The 24022-nt window shown below is 72.2% G+C and carries 21 protein-coding genes; 6 read left to right on the top strand and 15 right to left on the bottom strand.

From position 1 onward, the window contains the following. Positions 1-89: 89 nt before the first annotated feature. The 10 genes from AB0C62_RS20655 to hisD form a co-directional block, all read right to left on the bottom strand. Positions 90-2132: a helix-turn-helix transcriptional regulator gene (locus tag AB0C62_RS20655; protein WP_362975097.1), complete on the bottom strand. Its 2043-nt coding sequence runs from the start codon at positions 2130-2132 to the stop codon at positions 90-92. Between the two features lie 485 nt (positions 2133-2617). Next, entirely contained in the window at positions 2618-3508 is an 891-nt protein-coding gene (locus tag AB0C62_RS20650; protein WP_362975168.1) for a dienelactone hydrolase family protein, read from the bottom strand. Positions 3509-3960: 452 nt separating this feature from the next. Then, on the bottom strand, positions 3961-4716 hold the full coding sequence (gene hisF / locus AB0C62_RS20645) for an imidazole glycerol phosphate synthase subunit HisF (RefSeq protein ID WP_081216702.1): 756 nt from the start codon (positions 4714-4716) through the stop codon (positions 3961-3963). Continuing rightward, a complete protein-coding gene (locus AB0C62_RS20640) occupies positions 4713-5126 on the bottom strand; it encodes a RidA family protein (protein WP_362975095.1) in 414 nt (137 codons plus the stop codon). Before AB0C62_RS20640 ends, hisF begins: the two co-directional genes overlap by 4 nt. Next, complete coding sequence (gene priA, locus AB0C62_RS20635) at positions 5123-5848, bottom strand: bifunctional 1-(5-phosphoribosyl)-5-((5-phosphoribosylamino)methylideneamino)imidazole-4-carboxamide isomerase/phosphoribosylanthranilate isomerase PriA (protein ID WP_362975093.1); 726 nt, start codon at positions 5846-5848, stop codon at positions 5123-5125. Before priA ends, AB0C62_RS20640 begins: the two co-directional genes overlap by 4 nt. Continuing rightward, a complete protein-coding gene (hisH, locus tag AB0C62_RS20630; RefSeq protein ID WP_362975091.1) occupies positions 5845-6489 on the bottom strand; it encodes an imidazole glycerol phosphate synthase subunit HisH in 645 nt (214 codons plus the stop codon). The genes priA and hisH overlap by 4 nt, the downstream gene beginning before the upstream one ends. After that, the gene (locus AB0C62_RS20625; protein WP_362975089.1) at positions 6486-6650 is read right to left on the bottom strand and encodes a hypothetical protein; all 165 of its coding nucleotides are present in this window, start codon (positions 6648-6650) and stop codon (positions 6486-6488) included. The genes hisH and AB0C62_RS20625 overlap by 4 nt, the downstream gene beginning before the upstream one ends. After that, positions 6647-7240: an imidazoleglycerol-phosphate dehydratase HisB gene (hisB, locus tag AB0C62_RS20620; RefSeq protein ID WP_081216706.1), complete on the bottom strand. Its 594-nt coding sequence runs from the start codon at positions 7238-7240 to the stop codon at positions 6647-6649. The genes AB0C62_RS20625 and hisB overlap by 4 nt, the downstream gene beginning before the upstream one ends. Next, entirely contained in the window at positions 7237-8364 is a 1128-nt protein-coding gene (locus AB0C62_RS20615; protein ID WP_362975087.1) for a histidinol-phosphate transaminase, read from the bottom strand. Before AB0C62_RS20615 ends, hisB begins: the two co-directional genes overlap by 4 nt. After that, positions 8340-9665, bottom strand: a complete 1326-nt coding sequence (gene hisD, locus AB0C62_RS20610; protein ID WP_362975085.1) for a histidinol dehydrogenase — start codon at positions 9663-9665, stop codon at positions 8340-8342. The genes AB0C62_RS20615 and hisD overlap by 25 nt, the downstream gene beginning before the upstream one ends. Before the next feature lie 174 nt (positions 9666-9839). Between hisD and AB0C62_RS20605 the strand changes: the two genes are divergently transcribed. The 4 genes from AB0C62_RS20605 to ybaK all read left to right on the top strand — a co-directional run bounded on the left by AB0C62_RS20605 (position 9840) and on the right by ybaK (position 13994). Then, a complete protein-coding gene (locus AB0C62_RS20605) occupies positions 9840-11420 on the top strand; it encodes an oxidoreductase (RefSeq protein WP_362975083.1) in 1581 nt (526 codons plus the stop codon). Between the two features lie 263 nt (positions 11421-11683). Next, positions 11684-12724 (top strand): hypothetical protein, encoded by a 1041-nt coding sequence (locus AB0C62_RS20600; RefSeq protein WP_362975081.1) that lies wholly within the window; start codon positions 11684-11686, stop codon positions 12722-12724. Positions 12725-12735: 11 nt separating this feature from the next. After that, the gene (locus tag AB0C62_RS20595) at positions 12736-13476 is read left to right on the top strand and encodes an LON peptidase substrate-binding domain-containing protein (RefSeq protein WP_362975079.1); all 741 of its coding nucleotides are present in this window, start codon (positions 12736-12738) and stop codon (positions 13474-13476) included. Positions 13477-13493: 17 nt separating this feature from the next. Then, the gene (gene ybaK / locus AB0C62_RS20590; protein ID WP_355870090.1) at positions 13494-13994 is read left to right on the top strand and encodes a Cys-tRNA(Pro) deacylase; all 501 of its coding nucleotides are present in this window, start codon (positions 13494-13496) and stop codon (positions 13992-13994) included. 287 nt (positions 13995-14281) lie between these two features. Here ybaK and AB0C62_RS20585 read toward each other — a convergent pair whose 3' ends face one another. From AB0C62_RS20585 to AB0C62_RS20570, 4 genes are all read right to left on the bottom strand, one after another. Next, positions 14282-14983 carry an AAA family ATPase gene (locus tag AB0C62_RS20585; RefSeq protein ID WP_362975077.1) on the bottom strand — a complete coding sequence of 234 codons (702 nt, stop codon included), beginning with the start codon at positions 14981-14983 and terminating at the stop codon, positions 14282-14284. Between the two features lie 34 nt (positions 14984-15017). After that, the gene (locus tag AB0C62_RS20580) at positions 15018-15836 is read right to left on the bottom strand and encodes an ABC transporter permease (protein WP_362975075.1); all 819 of its coding nucleotides are present in this window, start codon (positions 15834-15836) and stop codon (positions 15018-15020) included. Positions 15837-15924: 88 nt separating this feature from the next. Continuing rightward, the gene (locus tag AB0C62_RS20575) at positions 15925-16899 is read right to left on the bottom strand and encodes an ABC transporter ATP-binding protein (RefSeq protein WP_362975166.1); all 975 of its coding nucleotides are present in this window, start codon (positions 16897-16899) and stop codon (positions 15925-15927) included. 149 nt (positions 16900-17048) lie between these two features. Continuing rightward, positions 17049-18266, bottom strand: a complete 1218-nt coding sequence (locus AB0C62_RS20570) for an NYN domain-containing protein (RefSeq protein ID WP_362975073.1) — start codon at positions 18264-18266, stop codon at positions 17049-17051. A gap of 224 nt (positions 18267-18490) precedes the next feature. Here AB0C62_RS20570 and AB0C62_RS20565 point away from each other — a divergent pair, with 224 nt between their 5' ends. Continuing rightward, the gene (locus AB0C62_RS20565) at positions 18491-18667 is read left to right on the top strand and encodes a hypothetical protein (RefSeq protein WP_179165207.1); all 177 of its coding nucleotides are present in this window, start codon (positions 18491-18493) and stop codon (positions 18665-18667) included. A gap of 148 nt (positions 18668-18815) precedes the next feature. Here the strand turns inward: AB0C62_RS20565 and dnaE are convergent, their stop codons facing one another. Continuing rightward, positions 18816-22355: a DNA polymerase III subunit alpha gene (gene dnaE / locus AB0C62_RS20560; RefSeq protein WP_362975071.1), complete on the bottom strand. Its 3540-nt coding sequence runs from the start codon at positions 22353-22355 to the stop codon at positions 18816-18818. 268 nt (positions 22356-22623) lie between these two features. On the opposite strand from dnaE, the gene AB0C62_RS20555 reads away from it, so the two are divergent. Further along, on the top strand, positions 22624-23952 hold the full coding sequence (locus AB0C62_RS20555) for a DUF2252 domain-containing protein (protein WP_362975069.1): 1329 nt from the start codon (positions 22624-22626) through the stop codon (positions 23950-23952). The last annotated feature ends 70 nt before the right edge of the window (positions 23953-24022 follow it).

Here is a 24022-nt window from a genome sequence, read left to right as displayed (position 1 = left end):
CGGTCCGGCCGGTCCCGGCGGCCGACGCGCGGCACACGGGTGCTCCGGACCTCCTGATCCCGCAGGATGACATACCGCCCAGTCGGTACCTAGGGGTGTGCGGTGGTCTTCTCCGCGCGGTCCACCCAGCGGGAGAGTTCGACGCGGGAACGCACCCCCAGGGCGGCGAAGACATTCCGCAGGTGATGGTCCACCGTGCGGGGGCTGACCGACAGGCGCAGCGCCACTTCGCGGTTGGTGGCTCCCTCCGCCACACAGCGGGCGATCCGCAGCTGTTGGGGTGTCAGGAGGGCCAGCGGGCCCACCGGTTCGGCCGGGGCCGCGTCACCGGTGGCCCGCAGTTCCGCTCTCGTCTGCGCCGCCCAGCCGAGCGCGCCGCCCCGCTCGAAGGACACCAGCGCGTCCCGGAGGCGGCCACGCGCCTCCCCCGGTCTGCGCCGCCGTCTCAGCCAGGCCCCGTACAGGAGTTGGGTGCGACCGCGTTCGAAGTCACCGCCGGCCTCCTCGTGGTGGGCGAGCGCGGCGGCGAACAGGGGCTCGCAGCCGTCACCGTCACTCAACAGCGCCCGACAGCGCGCCAGTTGTGCCGGTGCCTGCGGATCGGCGCCCTGTGCGGCCCAGTGTGTGAACTCGGCGACCGCCGACCGGGCGGCCTCCGCCTCGCCGGTGCGGACGGCCGCTTCCACGAAGCAGGGGACGGCGAGCATCCGTAGGGCGAAGTGGCCGTGGCGCGGGCCGGCGCCGACCAGCGGGCCGAGCCGCGCGGCGGCCTCCGGGAGCCGGCCGCGGGCCAGATCGGCACGGGCCCGCGCCCATTGGGACAGGGTGGCGGCCTGCGCGAGACCGTGCGGCGCGGCGATGCGCTCGGCGGCGGTCGCGTGCTCCGCGACGGCCTCCTGGGACCCCTCGACGGACGCCACCAGCGCGAGGATCGCGTGGTGGTGGGCCGCGAGGTTGCTCTGCCCGGCGGCGAGGGCGGTGCGCAGGCCGTCCTCGGCGTGGGCGCGGGCCCGCGCGTGCCGGCCCGCGCGCAGTTCCCCGTACGCGAGGCGCTCCAGGGCCTGGGCGACCAGGACGTACGGTCCGCGGGCCCTGGCGACGGCGAGCGCGCGGGAGTTGGCCCGGCAGGCGGCGGAGAGGTCACCGGTGACGAGCGCCGCTCCCCCGGCCAGCAGCAGGGACTCGGGTCCGTCGTGCATCCCCGCGGCCCCCGCCCCGGCGACCACTTCCCGCAACCGCGTCCGCCCGGTGTCCAGCCGGCCGTGCATGACCGCGGACATCCCGGCCCGGTACGCCGCGACCCCGCCGTCGGCCGCCGGCTGCCCGGGCGCGTGGTCCGGGCCCTCGGAGTCCGCCGCTCCCACAACGGGGTTCACGTCGTCGGATCCACCGGGTCCGGGACCGCGATCCAGGACCTCCAGGCAGGCCGCCGCGTCGCCCACCGCCCAGGCGGCCTCCATCGCGGCGAGCCGGGCGGCCAGGGCGCGGGCGGGATCGGCACGGGCCAGCAACTCGGCTGCCAGCAAGAGCACTTCGTGGGCGTCGGCGACGGGCCCGTCCTGGAGGCCGAGCCGTCCGTACACCAGCTGGGCCGCTCCGCGGACGGCGTCGGGCGCCCCCTCGTACCGAGCTTGCGCGAGCAACTCCCGGGCCCGGCGCGGAAGTCCGGAGAGCCGGGCCTGCTCCGCCGCGTCGATGAGTCCGAGGGCGCGTCCGCCCTCGTCGCCGGTTCGGGCGGCGGGCCGGATGGCGGTACCGGCGGAGTCCGCGCCCGCCGAGCCGGGGCCGGCCGGACCGGCTTCGACTCCCCCGGCGGGAAGGGCGAGTTCGGCGGCGTCCGTAAGCCCGTCACCGGCCGGGAGGACGATCGACGGTGCGCCGGAGCGGGCGGGCCCGGTGGCGAACCGCGGGGTGGGATCGGGGAGTTCGGCGGCCGTCGGCGCGATCCCCGACTCCCCACCGGGGCTCGATCCTCCACCGGACCGAGGAGTGCCCTGTGGGCCGGGGTCGTATACGACCGCCGTTCGACGCGGGCCGAACGGCGGCACCCGGCGTTCGACACCGTCCTGTCGGTCCCGGCCCTCGGGGCTCTGGGGGCGGCGTGCGGCCGCTCCGGTGCCGGCGTCGTCCACGCGGCGGGGCGGCTCCGGAGCGGTCGCGGCAGCCCGGGGTGGCGTGGGGCCCGGCAGGTCGGGGCGCTCCGCCGGGCACCCGGGAGGGGCCGGGCGGCCGGGCTCGCGGCTCCGGCCCGGCTCGTGCGCCGCCCCTCGCGAGGGCGGCGGTAAGGCGCTCCGGCCCGCTGTCCGGAGTGGACTTCGCGCAGTCGCGTTTCCCGTCACGACCGTCACGTTACTTCCGCGTAAACGAAGGCGGAAGACCCGCGTTCACTTGCCCGACTCGCCCCGGAAACCCCCTGTGACCAGGACGGACAGGGCCCCGGAGGGGTGCCGGATGGGCCGGCTCCCAGGCCCGGGAGGCAAGGCTTGTGCGCCGGCACAACTGCCGCCGTCCCCACGGGCCGGGGCAGAGGCGCCGCGTCCGGCGGCGGGCGCCGACGCGGGTGACGGCCACCGGATCCGGTGGCCGTCACCCGCGCACGGGGTCGTGCGGGTCGAGGTCAGGAGGTGTGCGGGCAGTTGCCCCGGTACTCGGCGATCGCCAGGGACGCCTGCGGCAGCGGGCAGAGGAACTGCTCGTAGCGGGTGTCGTTGTCGATGAACCGCTTCAGCCACGAAATGCTGTACTTCGCGATCGTGGTGTTCGAGCTGTTGGGCGTGAAGTGGGTGGCGCCCCGCAGCTCCAGGTACGCCTTGTCGAGGGTGCTCGGCAGGCTCTGGTAGAAGGGCTCGGAGTGGGTGGCCACGGGCGCGATCGTGTCCCCGTCGGCGCCCACGACCAGTGTCGGCGTCTTGATCTCCGGCCAGGTGGTGTCCAGGTTCCAGCCGGTGAGCGGGATGGCCGCCTGGAGCGAGGGACGGCTCTTCGCCGCCTCCAGCGTGCCGCCACCGCCCATGGAGTGGCCCATCACGCCGAGCCGGGTGCTGTCGATCCGGGTCCGCACGGAGCTGCGCTGGGTCAGGTAGTCGAGCGCGGCGAGCAACTGCCGCCCACGGCTGTCGGGTTGGTCGAGGGTGGTCAGGGTGTCGATGGTGAACACCACGAAGCCCTGGGAGGCGAGCCGCGGTCCGAGCCAGGAGATGGACGACTGGTACGCGGTGTATCCGGGGGAGATGGCGACCGCGCCGAAGGTCCCGTCGCTCGTCGAGGTCGGGTAGTAGATGGTGCCCCCGCCGAAGCCGGACACCGACAGCGAGGAGACGCTGGTCTGCGAGACGGCGTACGAACCTCGGGTCGCCTCGATACTGGCCGTCGTGGGGGCGGGGCCGCGCTCGTACGGGTTCGCGGCGAGCTGCGCCGCGACGACCGGTTCTCCGGCGGCCTGCGCTCCGGTGGCCTGGGCGGCGACGAGCCCGCCCGCTGCCAGGAGCGCCGCGAGACCGGCCCGCACCAGGCGGCTCGTGAGTCGATGCGGTCGGCGTCCGGACGGGGCGGGGCCGCCGGGTGCGGCGGGGAGTGCGCGGTTCTGCTGCACGGTGGGTGCATCCTCTCGGTGAGGGACGACGGACCCGCACCGCGCCACGGCGCTGCCGGGGCATGGGTGTCGGATGGCGCTGCGGAGCGGCGGGGTCCGTCTCGGTGGTTGCGGTGGCAACTGTCCGGCCCTCAACCGCCCGCGCACATCGGCAGAATCACCGGCCTTGGCTTGCGCCGGGCCGCGCCCGTCCGACCGGGGAGCGGCGTCTCCCGGTCCGCTCTCCCCGGCCGGAACGTGGCGTGTGCCGGCGGCAGCACGGCCGGTGTGCCACGGCCGAGGACGAGGCAGGCGAACGGCCCGCACCCGGCAGCAAGTGCTGCTCGGATGCGGGCCGTTGACGTGGTGCCGGAGTCCGGCGGGCGGTCCTAGCGGACGGGGTGCCCGGCCTCCCGCAGGGTCTCCTTGACCTCGCCGATCCGCAGATCACCGAAGTGGAAGACGGACGCGGCCAGGACCGCGTCGGCGCCCGCTCCGACGGCGGGCGGGAAGTGGTCGAGTCGCCCGGCACCGCCGCTGGCGATCAGCGGAACGGTGACGTGCTTGCGTACGGCCTCGATCATCTCGATGTCGTAGCCGTCCTTCGTGCCGTCCGCGTCCATCGAGTTGAGCAGGATCTCGCCCGCGCCCAGCTCGGCGGCCCGGTGGGCCCACTCGACGGCGTCGATGCCGGTGCCCTGCCGGCCGCCGTGCGTGGTGACCTCGAACGAACCGCTCTCGGTCCTGCGCGCGTCCACGGAGAGCACCAGCACCTGGCGGCCGAACCGCTCCGCGATCTCGCGGATCAGGTCGGGCCGGGCGATCGCGGCCGTGTTGACGCCCACCTTGTCGGCGCCGGCCCGCAGCAGCTTGTCGACGTCCTCGGCGGTGCGGACACCACCGCCGACCGTCAGCGGGATGAAGACCTGCTCGGCGGTGCGGCGCACCACGTCGTACGTGGTCTCGCGGTTGCCCGAGGACGCGGTGATGTCCAGGAACGTCAGCTCGTCGGCGCCCTCGGCGTCGTACACCTTGGCCATCTCGACCGGGTCGCCCGCGTCGCGCAGGTTCTGGAAGTTGACGCCCTTGACGACCCGGCCGTTGTCCACGTCCAGGCAGGGGATGACCCGGACCGCCAGGCTCATGAGGCCTCCTCGTCCACCGGACCGCTCGAACGGAACGCCTCCACCTCGACCTCGACGACCAGGCGCGAGTCCACGAACCCGGAAACGATGATCATCGACGAGGCGGGGCGGACGGCGTCGAACAGCTCCTTGTGGGCGCGGCCGACGTCCTCCACGTCCCGGGCGTGCGTGATGTACATGCGCGTACGAACGACGTCCTCCCGGCCCAGGCCGAGCTGCTCCAGCGCCGCGAAGGCGACGTTGAAGGAGGTGATCGCCTGGTCGTACGGGCCGCCCTCGGTGATCTCACCGTCGAGCACGGAGGTGCAGCCGGAGACCAGCACCAGGCCGTTCGGCAGCTCCACCGCTCGGGAGTACCCGAAGGCGTCCTCCCAGGGCTCACCGGTGTTCACCCGGTGTACGGCGCTCACTTCGCCACCGCTTCCAGGGCCTCTTCGAGGGTGAACGCCTTGGCGTACAGCGCCTTGCCGACGATGGAGCCCTCGACGCCCAGCGGCACGAGTTCGGCGATGGCGCGCAGGTCGTCCAGCGAGGACACCCCGCCGGAGGCGACCACGGGGCGGTCGGTGGCGGCGCACACGGTCCGCAGCAGCTCCAGGTTGGGGCCCTGGAGCGTGCCGTCCTTGGCGATGTCCGTCACCACGTAGCGGGCGCAGCCCTCGGAGTTGAGACGCTCCAGCGTCTCGTAGAGGTCGCCGCCGTCGCGGGTCCAGCCGCGCCCGCGCAGGGTCGTGCCACGGACGTCGAGGCCGACCGCGATCTGGTCGCCGTGCTCGGCGATGACCTTGGCGACCCACTCGGGGGTCTCCAGGGCGGCGGTGCCGAGGTTCACGCGGGTGCATCCGGTGGCGAGGGCGGCCGCCAGGGAGGCGTCGTCGCGGATGCCGCCGGACAGCTCGACCTTGATGTCCATCGCGCGGGTGACCTCGGAGATGAGGTCGCGGTTGTCGCCGGTGCCGAACGCGGCGTCCAGGTCGACGAGGTGCAGCCACTCGGCGCCCGCGCTCTGCCAGGCGAGCGCCGCCTCCAGTGGGGAGCCGTACGAGGTCTCGGTCCCGGACTCGCCGTGGACGAGACGGACGGCCTGGCCGTCGCGGACGTCGACGGCGGGGAGGAGTTCGAGCTTGCTCACAGTGTTCCGATCCAGTTGGTGAGGAGCTGGGCTCCGGCGTCGCCGGACTTCTCGGGGTGGAACTGGGTGGCCCACAGGGCGCCGTTCTCGACGGCCGCCACGAACGGCTTGCCGTGCGTGGACCAGCTCACCAGGGGCGCGCGCATCAGCGGGTTGCCGACCTCCAGGGACCAGTCGTGGACGGCGTAGGAGTGGACGAAGTAGAAGCGCGCGTCGGCGTCGAGGCCCGCGAAGAGCCGGGAGTCCGCCGGGGTGTCCACGGTGTTCCAGCCCATGTGGGGCACGACGTCGGCCTGCAGCGGTCCGACCGTGCCGGGCCACTCGTCGAGGCCCTCGGTCTCCACACCGTGCTCGATGCCCCGGGTGAAGAGGATCTGCATGCCGACGCAGATGCCCATCACCGGGCGCCCGCCGGCCAGCCGGCGGCCGATGATCCAGTCGCCGCGCGCTTCCTTGAGGCCCTGCATGCAGGCGGCGAAGGCACCGACGCCGGGCACCAGGAGACCGTGCGCGTTCATCGCGGTGTCGAAGTCGCGCGTTATCTCGACCTCGGCACCGGCGCGGGCGAGGGCGCGCTCGGCGGAGCGCACGTTGCCGAAGCCGTAGTCGAAGACGACGACCTTCTTGGCGGCTGCGCTCACGCCCACACCGCCAGCCGCATCACGCCCGCGACGAGACACATCACGGCACCGAAGGAGAGCAGCACGATGAGGCTCTTCGGCATCTGCTGCTTGACGAAGGAGTAGATCCCGCCGAGGAGGAAGAGACCGACGACGATGAGAATGCTGGAAAGACCGGTCACAGTGCGCCCTTGGTGGAAGGAAGAATGCCTTCGGCGCGCGGGTCGCGCTCGGAGGCGTAGCGCAGGGCCCGGGCCAGCGCCTTGAACTGGCACTCCACGATGTGGTGCGCGTTGCGCCCGTACGGTACGTGGACGTGCAGGGCGATCTGGGCCTGGGCCACGAAGGACTCCAGGATGTGCCGGGTCATCGTCGTGTCGTACTCGCCGATCATCGGCGCCATCTTCTCGGGCTCGGTGTGCACGAGGTAGGGGCGGCCGGACAGGTCGACGGTCACCTGGGCGAGCGACTCGTCCAGCGGGACGGTGCAGTTGCCGAAGCGGTAGATGCCCACCTTGTCGCCGAGCGCCTGCTTGAAGGCGGCGCCGAGCGCGAGGGCGGTGTCCTCGATGGTGTGGTGGGAGTCGATGTGCAGGTCGCCCTCGGTCTTCACCGTCAGGTCGAACAGGCCGTGCCGGCCGAGCTGGTCGAGCATGTGGTCGTAGAAGCCGACGCCGGTCGACACGTCGACCTTGCCCGATCCGTCGAGGTCGATCTCGACGAGGACGGACGTCTCCTTCGTCACCCGCTCCACGCGTCCTACGCGGTTCATGCGCTCTGCTCCTTCTTCAAGTCACGTACCGCGTCGAGGAACGCGTCGTTTTCCTCCGGGGTTCCGGCGGAGACCCGCAGCCACCCCGGTACGCCGTTGTCCCGGACCAGGACGCCCCGGTCGAGGATCTGCCGCCAGGCCTCGTGGGAGTCGGCGAACCGGCCGAACTGCACGAAGTTGGCGTCGGACTCGGTCACCGCGAAGCCGAGGGCGCGCAGTTCGGCGACCAGCCGGTCCCGCTCGGCCTTCAGCTGCTCCACGTATCCGAGCAGGACGTCGGTGTGCTCCAGGGCGGCCAGCGCGGTCGCCTGGGTGACGGCCGACAGGTGGTACGGCAGCCGGACGAGCTGGACGGCGTCCACCACGGCCGGATGGGCGGCGAGGTAGCCGAGGCGCAGTCCCGCCGCGCCGAAGGCCTTCGACATCGTGCGGGAGACGACGAGATTCGGCCGTCCTTCGAGCAGCGGCAGCAGCGAGTCGCCGTGGCTGAACTCGACGTACGCCTCGTCGACGACGACCATCGACGGCTTGGCCCGCTGCGCGGCCTCGTAGAGCGCGAGGACCGTCTCGGGCGGGACCGCGTTGCCCGTGGGGTTGTTGGGGGTGGTGATGAAGACGACGTCGGGCCGGTTCTCGGCGACGGCCTGCTCGGCGGCGGCGGCGTCGATGGTGAAGTCCGCGTTGCGCGGCCCCGAGATCCAGGCCGTGCCCGTGCCGCGCGCGATGAGCGCGTGCATCGAGTACGAGGGCTCGAAACCGATCGCGCTGCGGCCGGGGCCGCCGAAGGTCTGGAGCAGTTGCTGGATGACCTCGTTCGACCCGTTGGCCGCCCACACGTTCTCGCTGGTGACCAGGTGCCTGCCGGTCTTCGTCAGATAGGCGGCCAGCTCCGTGCGCAGTTCCACCGCGTCCCGGTCGGGGTAGCGGTTGAGCCCGCGGGCCGCGTCGCGGACCCGCTCGGCGATCCGCTCGACGAGCGGTTCGGGCAGCGGGTAGGGGTTCTCGTTGGTGTTCAGCCGTACGGGGACGTCCAGTTGGGGCGCCCCGTAGGGGGACTTGCCGCGCAGCTCGTCCCGGACGGGGAGATCGTCGATGCCGGTCACTTGCCCTCGGGTACCTTCCATCCGAACCTTGCCTTGATCGCCGCGCCGTGGGCGGGCAGGTCCTCCGCGTCCGCGAGCGTCACCACGTGGTGGGCGACGTCGGCGAGGGCGTCCTTCGTGTAGTCGACGATGTGGATGCCGCGCAGGAAGGACTGGACGGACAGGCCCGAGGAGTGGCAGGCGCAGCCGCCGGTGGGCAGGACGTGGTTGGAGCCCGCCGCGTAGTCGCCGAGCGACACGGGGGACCAGGGGCCGACGAAGATCGCTCCGGCGTTCCTGACCCGGTCGGCGACGGCCGCCGCGTCCGCCGTCTGGATCTCCAGGTGTTCGGCCCCGTACGCGTCGACGACCCGAAGGCCCTCGTCGATCCCGTCGACCAGGACGATCGCGGACTGCCGGCCGTTCAGGGCCGGGACGATCCGGTCGTCGATGTGCTTGGTGGCCGCGACCTGCGGTTCCAGCTCCTTCTCCACGGCGTCCGCGAGGGAGACGGAGTCGGTGACGAGGACGGCGGCGGCGAGCGGGTCGTGCTCGGCCTGGCTGATCAGGTCGGAGGCGACGTGCACCGGGTCGGCGGTGTCGTCCGCGAGGACCGCGATCTCGGTCGGTCCGGCCTCCGCGTCGATGCCGATCCGGCCGGTGAAGTAGCGCTTGGCGGCGGCGACCCAGATGTTGCCGGGGCCGGTGACCATGTTCACGGACGGGCAGGACTCGGTGCCGTACGCGAACATCGCGACGGCCGTGGCGCCGCCGGCGGCGTACACCTCGTCGACGCCGAGGAGGGCGCAGGCCGCGAGGATCGTGGGGTGCGGGAGACCGCCGAACGCGGCCTGGGCCGGGGAGGCGAGCGCGATGGAGCCGACGCCGGCCTCCTGCGCCGGGACGACGTTCATGATCACGGACGACGGGTAGACGGAGCGGCCGCCGGGCGCGTACAGCCCGACGCGGTCGACCGGCACCCACTTCTCGGTGACCGAGCCGCCGGGCACGACCTGGGTGGTGTGCGTCGTCCGGCGCTGCTCGCGGTGGACCAGACGGGCGCGGCGGATGGACTCCTCCAGGGCCGCGCGCACGGCGGGGTCGAGCCGCTCCAGGGCGTCGCCGAGAGCCTCGGCCGGGACCCGTACGGACTCCAGCCGGACCCCGTCGAACTTCTCCGCGAAGTCGATCAGCGCCGCGTCGCCCCGATGATGCACGGCCTCGCAGATCGGACGCACCTTCTCCAGGGCGGCCGAGACGTCGAAGTCGGCTCGGGGCAGCAGGTCGCGCAGGGCGGTGCCCTCGGGGAGGGCGTCGCCGCGCAGATCGATTCGAGAGATCACGGGGACAATTCTCTCAGACGGCGCGGAGGCGCCGGACGCCTGTATCAATGGCTGATACAAGCCACCTTCGGTTCACCGGAAGATCCCCTTCACCTATAGCGTTCGGGCGGTCACTGAGCGGGCATTGCACGCATGTACGAAACCCGCGAGTAGCCGGGGAGGAAGGGACGTGCCGTGACCGAGGGTGCCGGCCTCCGCACCGGGGATCTGCCGGACGAACTGACCGCCGCCGAGGCCGGGATGTGGCAGGCGTTCCGCAACGGCAGCGTGTACGACCTGCGCTGCGGGGACGGCACCGCCGACGATCCGCACGGCGGCCATCCCTGGGGGCCCGGGCGGAGCGTCCGGGCCCGGATCGTCGCCTGGCTGCTGCTCGACGGGCCGCCTCCCCTGCAGGGCCGGGTCGCCTCCCTGAAGCTGACCGGCGTACTGATCACCGGGGTGCTCGACCTCGCGGGTGGCACGGTGGTGCCGTACGTGGAGCTGAAGGGATGCCGCTTCGAGAAGGAGGTCCTGCTCCCGGAGACCCGCTTCACGACCGTACGGCTGGTGGACTGCGCGGTGCCCCGCCTGGAGGCGGCCCGGCTGCACACCGAGGGCGATCTGCATCTGCCCCGCTGCCGCTTCCACAACGGCGTCCGGCTGACCGACGCGCACATCGGCACGGACCTGCTGCTCAACCAGGCCGTGGTCTACCGGGACCGGCGCGGGCGTTCGATCACGGGCGACGGCATGACCGTCGGGCAGGACCTCCAGGCGGAGATGCTGGAGTCGCACGGCGAGCTGAGCCTGCGCGGCGCCACCGTCGGCGTCTCGCTGAGCCTGCGCGGCAGCCGGCTCAGCAACCCGTACTCCCGGCTCGCCCTCAACGCCCCCCAGCTGACCGTCAACCGCACGGTGTACATGACCCCGGCCGGGCTCGGCAATCCGGTGCTGACCAGCGGCACCACCCCGGCGCGCGGCACGCTGGTGCAGCGGTTCGAGTGCCAGGGCGGTGTCCGCCTGGACGACGGGCGGTTCGGTGACGCGCTCGATCTGGAACGGGCCCGCTTCGTCCTCGGCGAGGACCAGGAGCTGTCGTTGCGCCGGGTGCAGACGCCCGAGCTGCGTTTCCTCGGCGAGGCACCGGAACGCGGCAAGGTCGTGCTGTCCGGCGCGCGGATCGTCACCCTGGTCGACCGGGCGTCCAGCTGGCCCGCCCCCGGCGCGCTGCACATGGGCGGTTTCGCCTACGAGAGCCTGGTGCCGCAGGGCGCCTTCCCGCTGACCCGCCGCCTGGAGTGGGTGGCGGCGGCGACCGCCGAGTACAACCCGGAGCCGTACGAGCGGCTGGCCGCCGTGCTGCGCGGTTCCGGCGAGGACGAGGACGCCCGCGAGGTGCTGCTCGCCAAGCAGCGCCGCCGCCGCGAGACCCTGCCCCTCGCCGCCAAGCTCTGGGGGTACGCACAGGACTGGACGGTCGCCTACGGGTACCGGCCGGGCCGGGCCGCCCTGTGGATGGCGGTGCTGTGGGCGGCGGCGTCGGTCGCCTTCGCGCACGCCGACCATCCGCCGGTCGACGCGGGCTCCCATCCCCAGTGGAACGCCTCGCTCTTCGCCCTGGACCTGCTGCTGCCGGTGATCGACCTGGGCCAGGTCGGGGCCTGGCAGCTGCGCGGCGGCTGGCAGTGGCTGTCCGCGGCGGTGATCCTGCTCGGCTGGATCCTGGCGACGACGGTGGCGGCCGGGGCGACCCGGCTGCTGCGGCGCGGCTGAGCCGGCGGCCCGTACCGCGCCGGGGGCTTTCGCGCCGACACGGGCCGCCCGTCCGCGCACCTCGGCGGCCCCGGCCCGGAGCGGCAGGCACGCTCCCTGGGCGCCCCGGAGCCGGTCCGGCCCCCCGCACGGTGGCCGAGTACCGGAACGAGCCACTCTTTGCCCGTCCTTGACCAGGGCCGAAGCAACCGAACGACGGTTACGAAAGCGTCACCGCGTCCCTCTGGTGCAGCCCCGACCTGCGGTTTTCAATAGTCGACACCATGGCATTGCTGCGCGCACTCATCCGTACGGCCCGGATGGCACGGAACACCTCCCGCCTCGCCGTCGGGCTGCCCGCCGACGACGAGGTGCTGCTCGACGCGCCCGACGAACGCCTCGGCCCCGCGCTCGTCGCGGCGGGCCGCGGCGAGTACGCCCCCGCCGCCAAGCTGCTCGCCGCCACCCGTGACGCCGCCGAGTGGGAGAGCCGCGACCGGTACGCCCTGCGCCTCGCGGCCTTCGCGCGCTCTCGCGACCAGTGGCTGCGGGCGTGGCAGGCCGCCGACCCGCACGACCCGGACGCGCTGCTCGTCAGGGCGGAACTGGCGGTGCGGCGCGGCTGGGAGTCGCCCGCGCGGGCGGAACTGCTGCGCGAGGTGAGCCCGCTGATCACGTCAGCCGCCGAGGGCGACCCGCGCGACCCGGTGCCGTGGCGGATCGCGCTCGACCACGCGCGCGGCACGAACCTCGGACACACCGGGTTCGAGCGGCTGTGGGGCGAGGCCGTCCGGCGCTCACCGCACCACTACGGCTGCCACGTGGCAGCCCTCCAGTACCTGTCGGCCGCCTGGTACGGCTCGCACCGGGAGTGCTTCGACTTCGCCGAGCCGGCCGCGCAGGACGCCCTGCCGGGCTCTCTCGTGCAGGCGCTGCCGGTCCGCGCGGCCTTCGCGTACCTCACCGAGGGCGGCGGTCCCCGGATGCCCCGGAAGAGGCTGGACGCCGCGGCGGATCTCGCGATCGAGGTCTCCGCGTCCTACGCCGCCGCCGACCCGTGGCCCGCCGAGGTCCGCAACCTGCTGACCTACGTCCTCATCCGCCTCGACCGCTGGCAGGACGCCCTGGAACAGCTGCGCCTCATCGGCCCGTACGCGACCTCCTTCCCCTGGGACAGGGTCTCCGACGACCCGCTCGGCCAGTTCCTGGAGATGCGCGACGGCGTCCGTCTGGAGGTCGCGGCGGGGCTTCCGCTGCGGGCTCCGCGGCCCGATCGGCATCCAGTCGGTGGGCACGGCGGACCTGATCGCTCCGGCGACCATTAGGCTTTCGCGTCGTGACCACCGTCCGGCTCCCGCTCTTCCCCCTGAACTCGGTGTTGTTCCCCGGGCTCGTGCTTCCTCTGAACGTGTTCGAGGAGCGCTATCGCGCGATGATGCGCGATCTGCTCAAGATCGCCGAGGACGAACCGCGCCGCTTCGCCGTCGTCGCCATCCGCGACGGCCACGAGGTCTCGCCCAGCGCTCCCGGCATGCCGGACCAGACCGCCGTACCCGAGCGCGGGGCCGCGGCCGGCTTCGGCGACGACCCGGTGAAGGCCTTCCACACGGTCGGCTGCATCGCGGACGCGGCGACCGTCCGGGAGCGCGCCGACGGCAGCTTCGAGGTCCTGGCGACCGGCACGACCCGCGTCCGGCTCCTCTCCGTGGACGCCTCCGGGCCGTATCTGACGGCCGAGCTGGAGGAACTGCCGGAGGAACCCGGCGAGGAGGCGGGCGCGCTCGCCGAGGGAGTGCTGCGCGCCTTCCGCCAGTACCAGAAGCGGCTGGCCGGAGCGCGGGAGCGTTCGCTGTCGACCGGCGCGGACCTGCCGGACGAACCGGCGGTGGTCTCCTACCTCGTCGCCGCCGCCGTGATGCTGGACGTCCCGGCCCGGCAGAGCCTGCTCCAGGCCCCGGACACCGCGTCCCGGCTGCGCGAGGAGCTGAAACTGCTGCGCACGGAGACCGCCATCATCCGTAATCTGCCGTCGTTGCCCGCGTCGGAACTGACGCGCGGCCCGACGAGCCTGAACTGACGCGTACGGGAGGGCCGATGGCGAAGAAGCCGAAGAAGCAGCAGCCCGGAGGAACCCCGGCGACGGTGGCGCTGACGGAGGCCGGGGTGCCGTACACGGTCCACGCGTACGAGCACGACCCCTCCCACCCCTCGTACGGCGAGGAGGCGGCCGAGGCCATGGGGGTCTCCCCGGAGCGGGTCTTCAAGACCCTGGTGGCGGACGTGGACGGGGCGCTGGTGGTCGCGGTGGTCCCGGTGGCGGGCTCGCTCGACCTGAAGGCCCTCGCCACGGCGGTGGGCGGCAAGCGGGCCGCGATGGCCGACCCCGCGGCGGCGGAGCGCACGACGGGCTACGTCCGGGGCGGCATCTCGCCGCTCGGCCAGCGCAAGAGGCTCCGCACGGTGCTGGACGCCTCGGCGTCCGCCCACGCCACGATCTGTGTCTCGGCGGGCCGTCGCGGCCTGGAGGTCGAGCTGTCCCCGGCCGACCTGGCGCGGCTCACGGAGGCGGTGTCCGCGCCCGTCGGACGCGCGTGACTCCCTGGCACCGGCGGACACCGGCCGGTGTCCCCCTCACCCGGCCACGCGCGCGCGGCCGGGTGGCCGAGCCCGCGCGGACGCGTCGTGCGCGTGCCCTCGACGGATGCCCCGTCCTCGGTTAAGCACGAGGGGCATGTCGAAGAGAACGCGCAAACGCAAGTGGCGCACCAGGAAAGGCCGCTCGAACCACGGCCGCCGTCCGGCATGACCCACGCTCCGCACCACGGCACCGGCCGGGACCGGACTCCTTCGGGAGCGCGGGCACCGGCCGGTCCCCCGTCGTCCTAGGCGACGGGCGGTCCGGAAGGCGTCGACGCGTAGGGGCTCTGCTCGTACGGGTCGGGGTCGCGGGGGCCGAACAGGGCCGTGAGGGCCAGATGGACCACCAGGGCGGTCAGCGACCACGCGAGCAGCGCGCCCTTCGCGCCGAGTTTCAGCGGCGCGGAGAACGTGACGCCCTTGCCGACGGCCTTGGCGTGCGCGACCACGTTCTGCGTCGGACCGAGCCAGACCCCGATGCGCCAGGCGAGCAGCGAGCCCAGCAGGCCTCCGAGGGCGAGCGCGACCACCAGCGGCACACCACCGCGCCGGCGCAGCAGGAACACGACCAGCGCGCTCAGCGCCCCGAAGCCCAGGGCGAGAAGAGTGAACGTTCCATCGACGCCGATGGCCTGCTCCCCCTCGGTGTCCTTGAGGTACACCGCGGTGTCGTCCGCGATCAGCGGCACGTGCGGCGCCAGCCACCACCAGAGCACTCCGAGGAGCGCCCCCGCGAGCGCCACCGCCACCGTGATCACGGCGGCCTCCCGCAGTTCGGTCTTCATCCCGGGTCCGTCCTGTCCGTAGGAGACCTCGTACGCGGCGGGGTACGCGGGGTGTGCCGCGGGTCCGTGCGTCTGCGGGGCCTGCCAGGCATGGTGCGGCTGCTGCCGGTTCTGGGGGGACTGTTCGTGCGGCGGCGGAGGTGGAGTCAGCGGAGCGGTCACCCTGACATCGTGCCAGGCCCGGCTGTCACCCGCGTCACCGGACGGCTGCCCGGCGGTAGGCCCAGGTCGCCAGGGCCAGCGAGACGACCCCGACCCCGGCGCAGACGGCCAGATCACCGAGCACGGCGGCCCAGTCGGGCTGGGCGGCGAAGGTGCGGGCGAAGGCCTCGACGCCGTAGGTCGAGGGCAGCAGATCGCGGGCGTACCGGACCACGGTCGGCATCCGGTCCGCGGGCAGCACGCCCAGGAGCAGCGCGGCCGACATGCCCAGCTGCCCGAGCAGCGTGGCCAGCTCGGGACGCGGCGCGAGCAGCCCGAACGCGGCCCCGAGACCGGCGAGCGCGGCACCCGCGAGGGGGACGACCGCGGCGAGCACCCACAGGTGGGCGAGCGGCAGCCCGAAGAGCACGCACCCGAAGACGGCGGTGACCAGGGTGCCGGGCACGGTGAAGGACGCGTACGCGCCCGCGGCCCCGAGCACCACGGCCGCCGGGGGCACCGGCAGCGTCGCGTAGTGGTCGAGCCCGCCGCTCGCCCGGAGCTGTCCGAAGTACTGCGCGAGCAGGTTGAGGGCGACGAACGCGACGACCAGGACGGTCGACCCGGCCACCACGGCCCGCGCCTCGGCGCCGCCGTCCACCACGCCGCGCATCATGATCATGATGCCGACGGACTGGAAGGTGGCCACGAACAGCAGCGGGATCCGCGCGACACGGGCCCGGGAGAGCTGTGCCCGGTACACGGCGGCCAGCGACGGCCAGAGCCGCGCGGGCGGCCCCAGCTCCGCGGCGCCGGTGTCCGCGGCCAGGGGCAGCGCACTGCCCGGCAGAACTCCGGCGGGTACGACACTCACGTCGAGCTGCTTCCCTTCACTCCGGCAGCCGTCCTGTTCGGCACACGTACGACGCCCTCCTCCCGTACGGATTCCACACCCCGGACACTCACGCCTTCACCAACCCCTGCGTCGTGTGGCCGCCGAGGGCGAGGTACACGTCCTCCAGGCTCGGCGTGGCCAGGGTGAAGTCGTCGAGGGCGGCGAAGGCGGCGCCTCCGGTGACCGTGGCGACGGCAGCGCGGGCCTCCTCCGGGGCGAGCCGCAGCGTCCATCGGCGGCCCGACTCGACCGCGCGGTCGCGCAGGGCTGCGACCTCGGGGACGTGCAGCGGGGCGCTCGTACGCCAGACGAGTTCCACCCGCACCTCGCCCGCGACGCGTTCCTTGAGCCCGGCCGGGGTGTCGCAGGCGATGACCCGGCCCTCGTCCATGACGGCGACCCGGTCGAGGACGGTCTCGGCCTCGATGACGTTGTGGGTGACGAGCAGGACCGTGGCGCCCTGTTCCACCCGGCGCCGGTCGACGGCGGCCCAGACGGCGCGTCGGGCGACCGGGTCCATGCCGGTGGTGGGCTCGTCGAGGACCAGCAGCGGGCGCTGCCCGACGAGTGCGGCGGCCAGGCAGGCGAGCCTGCGCTGCCCCCCGGACAGCTTCCTCAGCGGGCGCGGGGCGAGCGCGGTCAGGCCCAGTTCGTCGAGGACGGCGTCCCGCTCCGCCCGCGCGGCGCGCAGGTCGAGTCCGCGCAGCCGTCCGGTCGTCTCGGCGGCGAGGGAGACGGTCAGGTCGTCGAGGGCGGTGGACTCCTGCCCGAGGTAGGCGAGGATCCGTGCGGCCCGCTCGGGATGGCGCACGATGTCGTGCCCGAGGATCTCGACGCTGCCGCTGTCGGGGCGCATCAGCCCGGTCAGCTGGCGGACCAGGGTGGACTTGCCGGCGCCGTTCGGGCCGAGGAGCCCGAAGATCTCACCGCGACGGATGTCGAGACGCACGTCGTCGGTGGCCCTGACCTCGGGCGTCGCCGGGGCGCCACGACGGCCGCGGACGGCCGGGTAGGTCTTGGTCAGACCGCGCACGGCGCACACGACATCGCCCCTGTGTCCCATCCGGACCGCCTGTGCCGTGCGCGTACTCACGAAGGACGAGAGTACGGGGTCCGATGCCCCGTTATGCGCTCGGGGCCGCGGCGGGGCACCGGCGAGGGCCCTCCCGCGCCCGCTCCGGAGGTTTCGGATCACTCCCCGGCGGGCGCGTGCTCGGCGGCCGTGCGCACGTCGATCTCGCGCCAGAAGCCGGCCCGGATCGCGTACCGGTCGTGCTCGTCGATCTGGTCGTCCTTGTGCGCGAGCAGGCCGAACCGGGCCGCGTAGCGCAGCAGTTCACCGTCGACCCGGTGCGGGACCCGCGGGTACATCGCCGACAGCTTCTGCAGATGACCGGCGTCGGTGAGGCGCGCCATCCAACGGCGGGCGAAGACCTGACCGACCTCGTACGGATCGCCGCCGACGGTGGTGATGTCCTCCTCGCGGTCCGCCCAGCGCTGCTCGGCGGAGGTGAGCTGCGCGAGGGTGGGCAGCGCGGCGGCCTCGGCCGGCTCGGCCACTCCCCCGGGCCGGTCGACCCAGCCCTTGTCCGAGGACCAGCGCAGGGTGGCGTTCGTGGGGTGCTGGGCGGCCTGGGTGCCCGGTCCGCGCAGCGCGGCCAGGTCCTTGGGGGTCGGTACTCCCTTGGGGGTGGGCACGCGGTCCTGGACGCCGTTCTGCGCTTCGACGGCCTGGTGGTGCTCGGGCTCCGGGGCGGAGTGCTCGGCCGCCGCCGCGAGAGCCGACTCGGGCAGCGGCGCGGAGAGGATCGCGGCGATCTCCGGACGCGGTACCGGCGGCGGCGCGCAGACTCCGCCGAAGTCCTTCGCGCGGACCGCCTTGGTGATCCAGACCCGGTCGAGGACCCGCCGCTCGTCCGCCTCGGCCACCAGGTCCTCGGACTGGTTGTAGTCACCGTCCGCGGCCTGCACGGCCCACAGGTGTACGGCGACGCCGTGCTCCTTGGCGGCCATCATGCCCGGCAGCAGATCCCCGTCGCCGGTCACCAGGACCACGTCGGAACAGGCGCGGTTGCGGGCCAGCTCGGTCAGTTCGGCGTGCATCGCGGCGTCCACGCCCTTCTGCGCCCAGCGTCCGTCGCTGCGGGTCAGCGCGCCCAGGCGCACGGTCACCCTGGGCATCACGCGCAGCCTGCGGTGTTCCGGCTGCGGTACGCGGTCGGGGGCGCCGTCGAACCAGTAGATGCGCAGCAACGGCCGCTCGGTGTCGGACTCGGCGCGCTCGCGCAGACCCTGGATGAGGGCGGCGTGGTCGACGGTGATCCGGGAACGTGAAGGCTCCCCGGCCAGAAGGCTGGCAGCAGCCCCGAGCAGATACCCGGCGTCCACCAGGACGATGCAGCGGTCCACGCGGTCCACCCTCTTTCCGGGAGGTTTGCTTCGGGCTTCCTTGGAGTCTGCCCGACCGTGCGGAGGTTAACGGCCGGAACTCGATCTTCGGCGTGGCGGATCGGGAGAGCACGTACCGACAGGGCTTATTACGCACGGTAATTCTACGAAATGCGCCACTTGCCAGCCTATGTGAATCTGGTCGCGGCCCTGGCCCCTACATCCCCCTCAGGAGGCTGATCCCCATGGCCAAGAACAAGAACCGCAAGCAGGGCGGGCAGCAGGACCGCTCCTCGCAGGCCGAGCGTGCGCAGGAGCAGGCCCAGCGGTCGTCGACCGAAGCACAGTCGCCGATATCGCAGGCGCAGGGCAGCCCCGCTGATGTCGCCCGTAAGCATCAGAAGCGCTTCGGCCACAACTGAGGCCGCTGCGTGGACTGTTGAGGTCCAGGGTCCGTAGCGAGGCCCACCCGGGCCGCCTGGGTCCGGGCATGAATCGAGGGGCGCATCCGCGTGCGGATGCGCCCCTCGCGCATGTCACGTGGCCCGGCCCCGCGGGGCCGGGCGGTGCTCAGCCGGCCAGGCAGGACGGGCCGAGCAGCACCTTCAGGTCGCCGAAGAGCGCCGGGTCGGGCTTCACCCGGTGCCGGTCGAGCCGCAGCACCGTGGTCTTGCGCGGGCCCTGGAGCTTGATGCGGACCTCGCTCTCGCCCTTGTGGTGGCTGAGGATCTCGCCGAGCCGGCTGACCATGGGCGGAGTGACCTTCAGCGCCGGGATGGTGAGGATCACGGGCGCGTTGGTGCCGGCGTTGGACAGGTCGGGGACCTGGAGTTCCATCGCGACCAGGCGCGGCACGTCCTCGCGCTTGTCGAGCCGTCCCTTGACGAAGACCACGGCATCCTCGACGAGTTGGGTCGAGACCAGTTGGTAGGTCGCCGGGAAGAACATGCACTCGATGGAGCCCGCGAGGTCCTCGACGGTGGCGATCGCCCAGGCGTTGCCCTGCTTGGTCATCTTGCGCTGGAGGCCCGAGATGATGCCGCCGATGGTCACGACGGCGCCGTCCCCGTGCTCGCCGCCGGTCAGCTGCGAGATGCCCGCGTCCGCCTTGTCGGACAGGACGTGCTCCAGGCCGAAGAGCGGGTGGTCGGAGACGTACAGGCCGAGCATCTCCCGTTCCTGGGCGAGCAGATAGACCTTGTCCCACTCGTCGGTGGTGAACTCCACGTCGAGTCCGAAGCCGGGCTCGCTGCTGGCCTCGTCGCCCATGCCGCCGAAGAGGTCGAACTGGCCCTCGGCCTCCTTGCGCTTGACCGCCACCACGTTGTCGATCATCGGCTCGAACTGCGCGGTGAGGCCCTTGCGGGTGTGCCCCATCGTGTCGAAGGCGCCCGCCTTGATCAACGACTCCGTGGTGCGCTTGTTGCAGGCGACGGCCTCGACCTTGTCGAGGTAGTCGGGGAACGAGCCGTACTTCCCCTTGGCCTTGCGGCTGCGGATGATCGACTCCACCACGTTCGTACCGACGTTGCGGACGGCGGAGAGGCCGAAGAGGATCACGTCGTCGCCCTGGGCGGCGAAGTTCTGCTCGGACTCGTTCACGTTGGGCGGCAGCACCTTGATGCCCATGCGCCGGCACTCGTTGAGGTAGACGGCCGACTTGTCCTTGTCGTCCTTGACCGAGGTGAGCAGCGCCGCCATGTACTCGGCGGGGTAGTTCGCCTTCAGGTAGCCGGTCCAGTACGAGACGAGTCCGTACGCGGCGGAGTGCGCCTTGTTGAAGGCGTAGCCGGCGAAGGGGACCAGCACGTCCCACAGGGCCTGGATCGCCTCGTCGCTGTAGTTGTTCTCGCGGGCGCCAGCCTGGAAGAGGACGAAGTTCTTCGCCAGCTCGTCGGCCTTCTTCTTGCCCATCACGCGGCGCAGGATGTCGGCCTCGCCGAGCGAGTACCCGGCGATGATCTGGGCGGCCTTCTGGACCTGCTCCTGGTAGACGATCAGGCCGTAGGTGACCGCGAGGACCTCCTGGAGCGGCTCCTCCAGCTCCTTGTGGATCGGCGTGATCTCCTGGCGGCCGTTCTTGCGCTCCGCGTAGTTGATGTGCGAGTTCATGCCCATCGGGCCCGGCCGGTAGAGGGCCGAGACGGCGGAGATGTCCTCGAAGTTGTCGGGCTGCATCTGGCGGAGCAGCGAGCGCATCGGGCCGCCGTCGAACTGGAAGACACCGAGGGTGTCACCGCGGCAGAGCAGTTCGAAGGTCTTCGGGTCGTCCAGCGGCAGGGCGAGCATCTCCAGGTCGATGCCCTTGTTGGCCTTCACCATCTTGATGGCGTCGTCCATGATCGTGAGGTTGCGCAGGCCGAGGAAGTCCATCTTCAGCAGGCCCAGCGACTCGCACTGGGGGTAGTCCCACTGCGTGATGGTCACGCCGTCGGTGTGCCGCACCCAGATCGGGGCGTGGTCGACGATGGGCTCGCTGGACATGATCACGCCGGCCGCGTGGACGCCCATCTGCCGGACCAGGCCCTCGACGCCCTTGGCGGTGTCGATGACCTTCTTGACGTCCGGCTCGTTCTCGTACATCGCGCGGATCTCGCCCGCCTCGCCGTAGCGGGGGTGCGAGGAGTCGGTGATGCCGTTGAGGTCGATGCCCTTGCCGAGGACGTCGGCGGGCATCGCCTTGGTGAGCCGGTCGCCCATCGCGTACGGGTAGCCCAGCACGCGCGCGGAGTCCTTGATGGCGTTCTTCGCCTTGATCTTGCCGTACGTGCCGATCATGGCGACCTTGTCGGCGCCGTACTTCTCGGTCACGTACCTGATCACCTCGACGCGCCTGCGCTCGTCGAAGTCGATGTCGACGTCGGGCATGGAGACGCGCTCGGGGTTCAGGAACCGCTCGAAGATCAGACCGTGCGGGATCGGGTCGAGGTCGGTGATGCCCATGGCGTACGCGACGATCGAACCGGCCGCCGAGCCACGGCCCGGGCCCACCGCGATGCCCTGGTTCTTGGCCCACATGATGAAGTCGGCGACGACGAGGAAGTACCCCGGGAACCCCATCTGGATGATGACGTCCATCTCGTACTCGACCTGCTTCTGGCGGTCGTCGGGGACGCCGCCGGGGAAGCGGCGCTCCATGCCGAGCCGGACTTCCTCCTTGAACCAGGTGATCTCGGTGAAGCCCTCGGGGATGTCGAACTTCGGCATGAGGTTCTTCGCCTCGAACATGCCGGTCGTGTCGATCTGCTCGGCGACCAGGAGGGTGTTGGCGCAGCCCTGCTGCCAGGCGTCCGAGGAGTCGACGGCGTACATCTCGTCCGTCGACTTCAGGTAGTAGCCGGTGCCGTCGAAGCGGAAGCGGTCGGGGTCCGAGAGGTTCTTGCCGGTCTGGATGCACAGCAGGGCGTCGTGGGCGGTGGCCTCGTGCGCGTACGTGTAGTGCGAGTCGTTCGTCACCAGGGGCGGGATGCCGAGCTTCCTGCCGATCTCCAGGAGCCCGTCACGGACCCGGCGCTCGATCTCGATGCCGTGGTCCATCAGCTCCAGGAAGTAGCGGTCCTTGCCGAAGATGTCCTGGTACTCGGCGGCCGCCTTCAGTGCCTCGTCGAACTGGCCGAGGCGCAGCCGGGTCTGCAGCTCACCGGAGGGGCAGCCGGTGGAGGCGATGAGCCCCTCGGACCACTTGGAGATCGTCTCCTTGTCCATCCGGGGCCACTTCTGGAGCCAGCCCTCGGCGTACGCGTCCGAGGAGAGCTTGAAGAGGTTGTGCAGGCCCGTCCGGTTCGCCGCCCAGATCGTCTTGTGCGTGTAACCACCCGAACCGGACACGTCGTCGCGCTTCTGGTGCGGCTGGCCCCACTGGATCTTGCGCTTGTTGCGCCGGGACTCGGGGGCGACGTACGCCTCGATGCCGATGATCGGCGTGACGCCCGCCTTCTTGGCCGTGTGGAAGAAGTCATAGGCCCCGTGCAGGTTGCCGTGGTCGCTCATCGCGATATGGGTCATGCCCATGTCGTTGCACGCGTCGAACATGTCCTTGAGCCGCGCGGCACCGTCCAGCAGCGAGTACTGGGTGTGGACGTGCAGGTGCGTGAACGGCGGCTTCGACACGGTTGCGGCCTCCAAGAAGAACGATCGGCGACAGGCTGCGGACAGTCTGGGGGGACAGCGTCGAAGTCTATGACGCCCGACTGACACTCCGCGGAGCATCACCCGTACCTTCATGCGGGGTCCCGGGACCGGGGGTGTGCGTTCGCCGCCGGAGGCCGGGCACTCCGGCGTATCTTCGTCCGTTGGAAGTGGACGGACACCCTTGTCCCGGGTGCGGCGCGTCCGCTCCCTCATGTCCCGCACCACCTGCACCAGGAGGCACCCAGCGATGTCGGTTCCGCAGCTCAGCGACGAGCAACGCGGCGAGCAGATCCTCGCCGTGTTCGACACCGCCTTCGGCCAGCTCCTGGCCGCCGACCCGGCCGCGTTCCGCGTGAAGTTCCGCAAGATGGCGGCCTCCGCCTTCGCGTTCTACCGCGGCACGGCCGGCCTCTTCTACCACGACCTCGAACAGGACAAGCGGGGCGGCCCGTACCTGGACGAGCGCACCTCGCGCGTGTGGATCCACGGCGACCTGCACGCGGAGAACTTCGGCACCTACATGGACGCCCAGGGCCGCCTGATCTTCAACGTGAACGACTTCGACGAGGCCTACGTCGGCCCCTTCACGTGGGACCTCAAGCGCTTCGCCGCCTCCGTGGCCCTGATCGGCTACGCGAAGGCCCTCAGCGACGACCAGATCACCGAGCTGGTCCGGATCTACGCGGGGGCCTACCGCGAGCGCATCCACGCCCTCTCGACGGGCGCCAAGAACGACGAGGTGCCCCCCTTCACGCTGGACACCGCCGACGGCCCGCTGCTGGGCGCGCTGCGCGTGGCCCGGTCGCTCACCCGCTTCGGGCTGCTCGACTCGATGACCGAGATCCGTGACTTCGAGCGCCGCTTCGCGTCGGGCGGCGGCTCCATCGAGCTGGACGCGGCCACGCGCTACAAGGTCCTCGCCGCCTTCGACGGCTACCTGGAGACCCTCCCGGAGTCCTCGCTGACCCGCCCCGACTCGTACCGCGTGAAGGACGTCGTGGGCCGCCGCGGCATCGGCATCGGCTCGGCCGGTCTCCCGTCGTACAACATCCTCCTGGAGGGCAACAGCGACGCCCTGGAGAACGACGTGGTGATCTACATCAAGCAGGCCCAGACCCCGGCCGTCTCCCGGCACATCACGGACCCCGCCGTCCGCGGCTACTTCCAGCACGAGGGCCACCGCACGGTGATCTCGCAGCGCGCCCTCCAGGCGCACGCGGACCCGTGGCTCGGCTGGACCGAGCTGGACGGCGCGGGCCAGCTGGTCGCCGAGGTCTCGCCGTACGCGGTGGACCTCGACTGGAGCGACCTCGACGACCCCGAGGAGATCGCCTCGGTCGTCGCGGACCTCGGCCGGGCCACCGCGGCGATGCACGCGGCCGCGGACGACGACAGCGGCCACTCGGAGCTGGTGCCGTTCTCCACGGAGCGGGCCATCGACGCGGCGATCGCCGGCGACGAGGAGGGCTTCGCCGGTCTCCTGGTCGACTTCGCCCACAGCTACGGCTCCCGGGCGCGCGCCGACCACCAGATCTTCGTGGACCTGTTCCGCAACGGCCGCATCCCGGGCCTCTAGCCCGGCGGCCGGGTCTGCGCACCACAACGCTCCCGTAACGCACAGGCACCCTTTAGGGGGCTCTTACGGC

It is taken from the genome of Streptomyces sp. NPDC048643 (assembly GCF_040650615.1).
Lineage (GTDB): Bacteria > Actinomycetota > Actinomycetes > Streptomycetales > Streptomycetaceae > Streptomyces.
The sequence above is the reverse complement of the archived record's forward strand: the minus strand, read 5'-3'. Positions and strand labels throughout refer to the sequence as shown.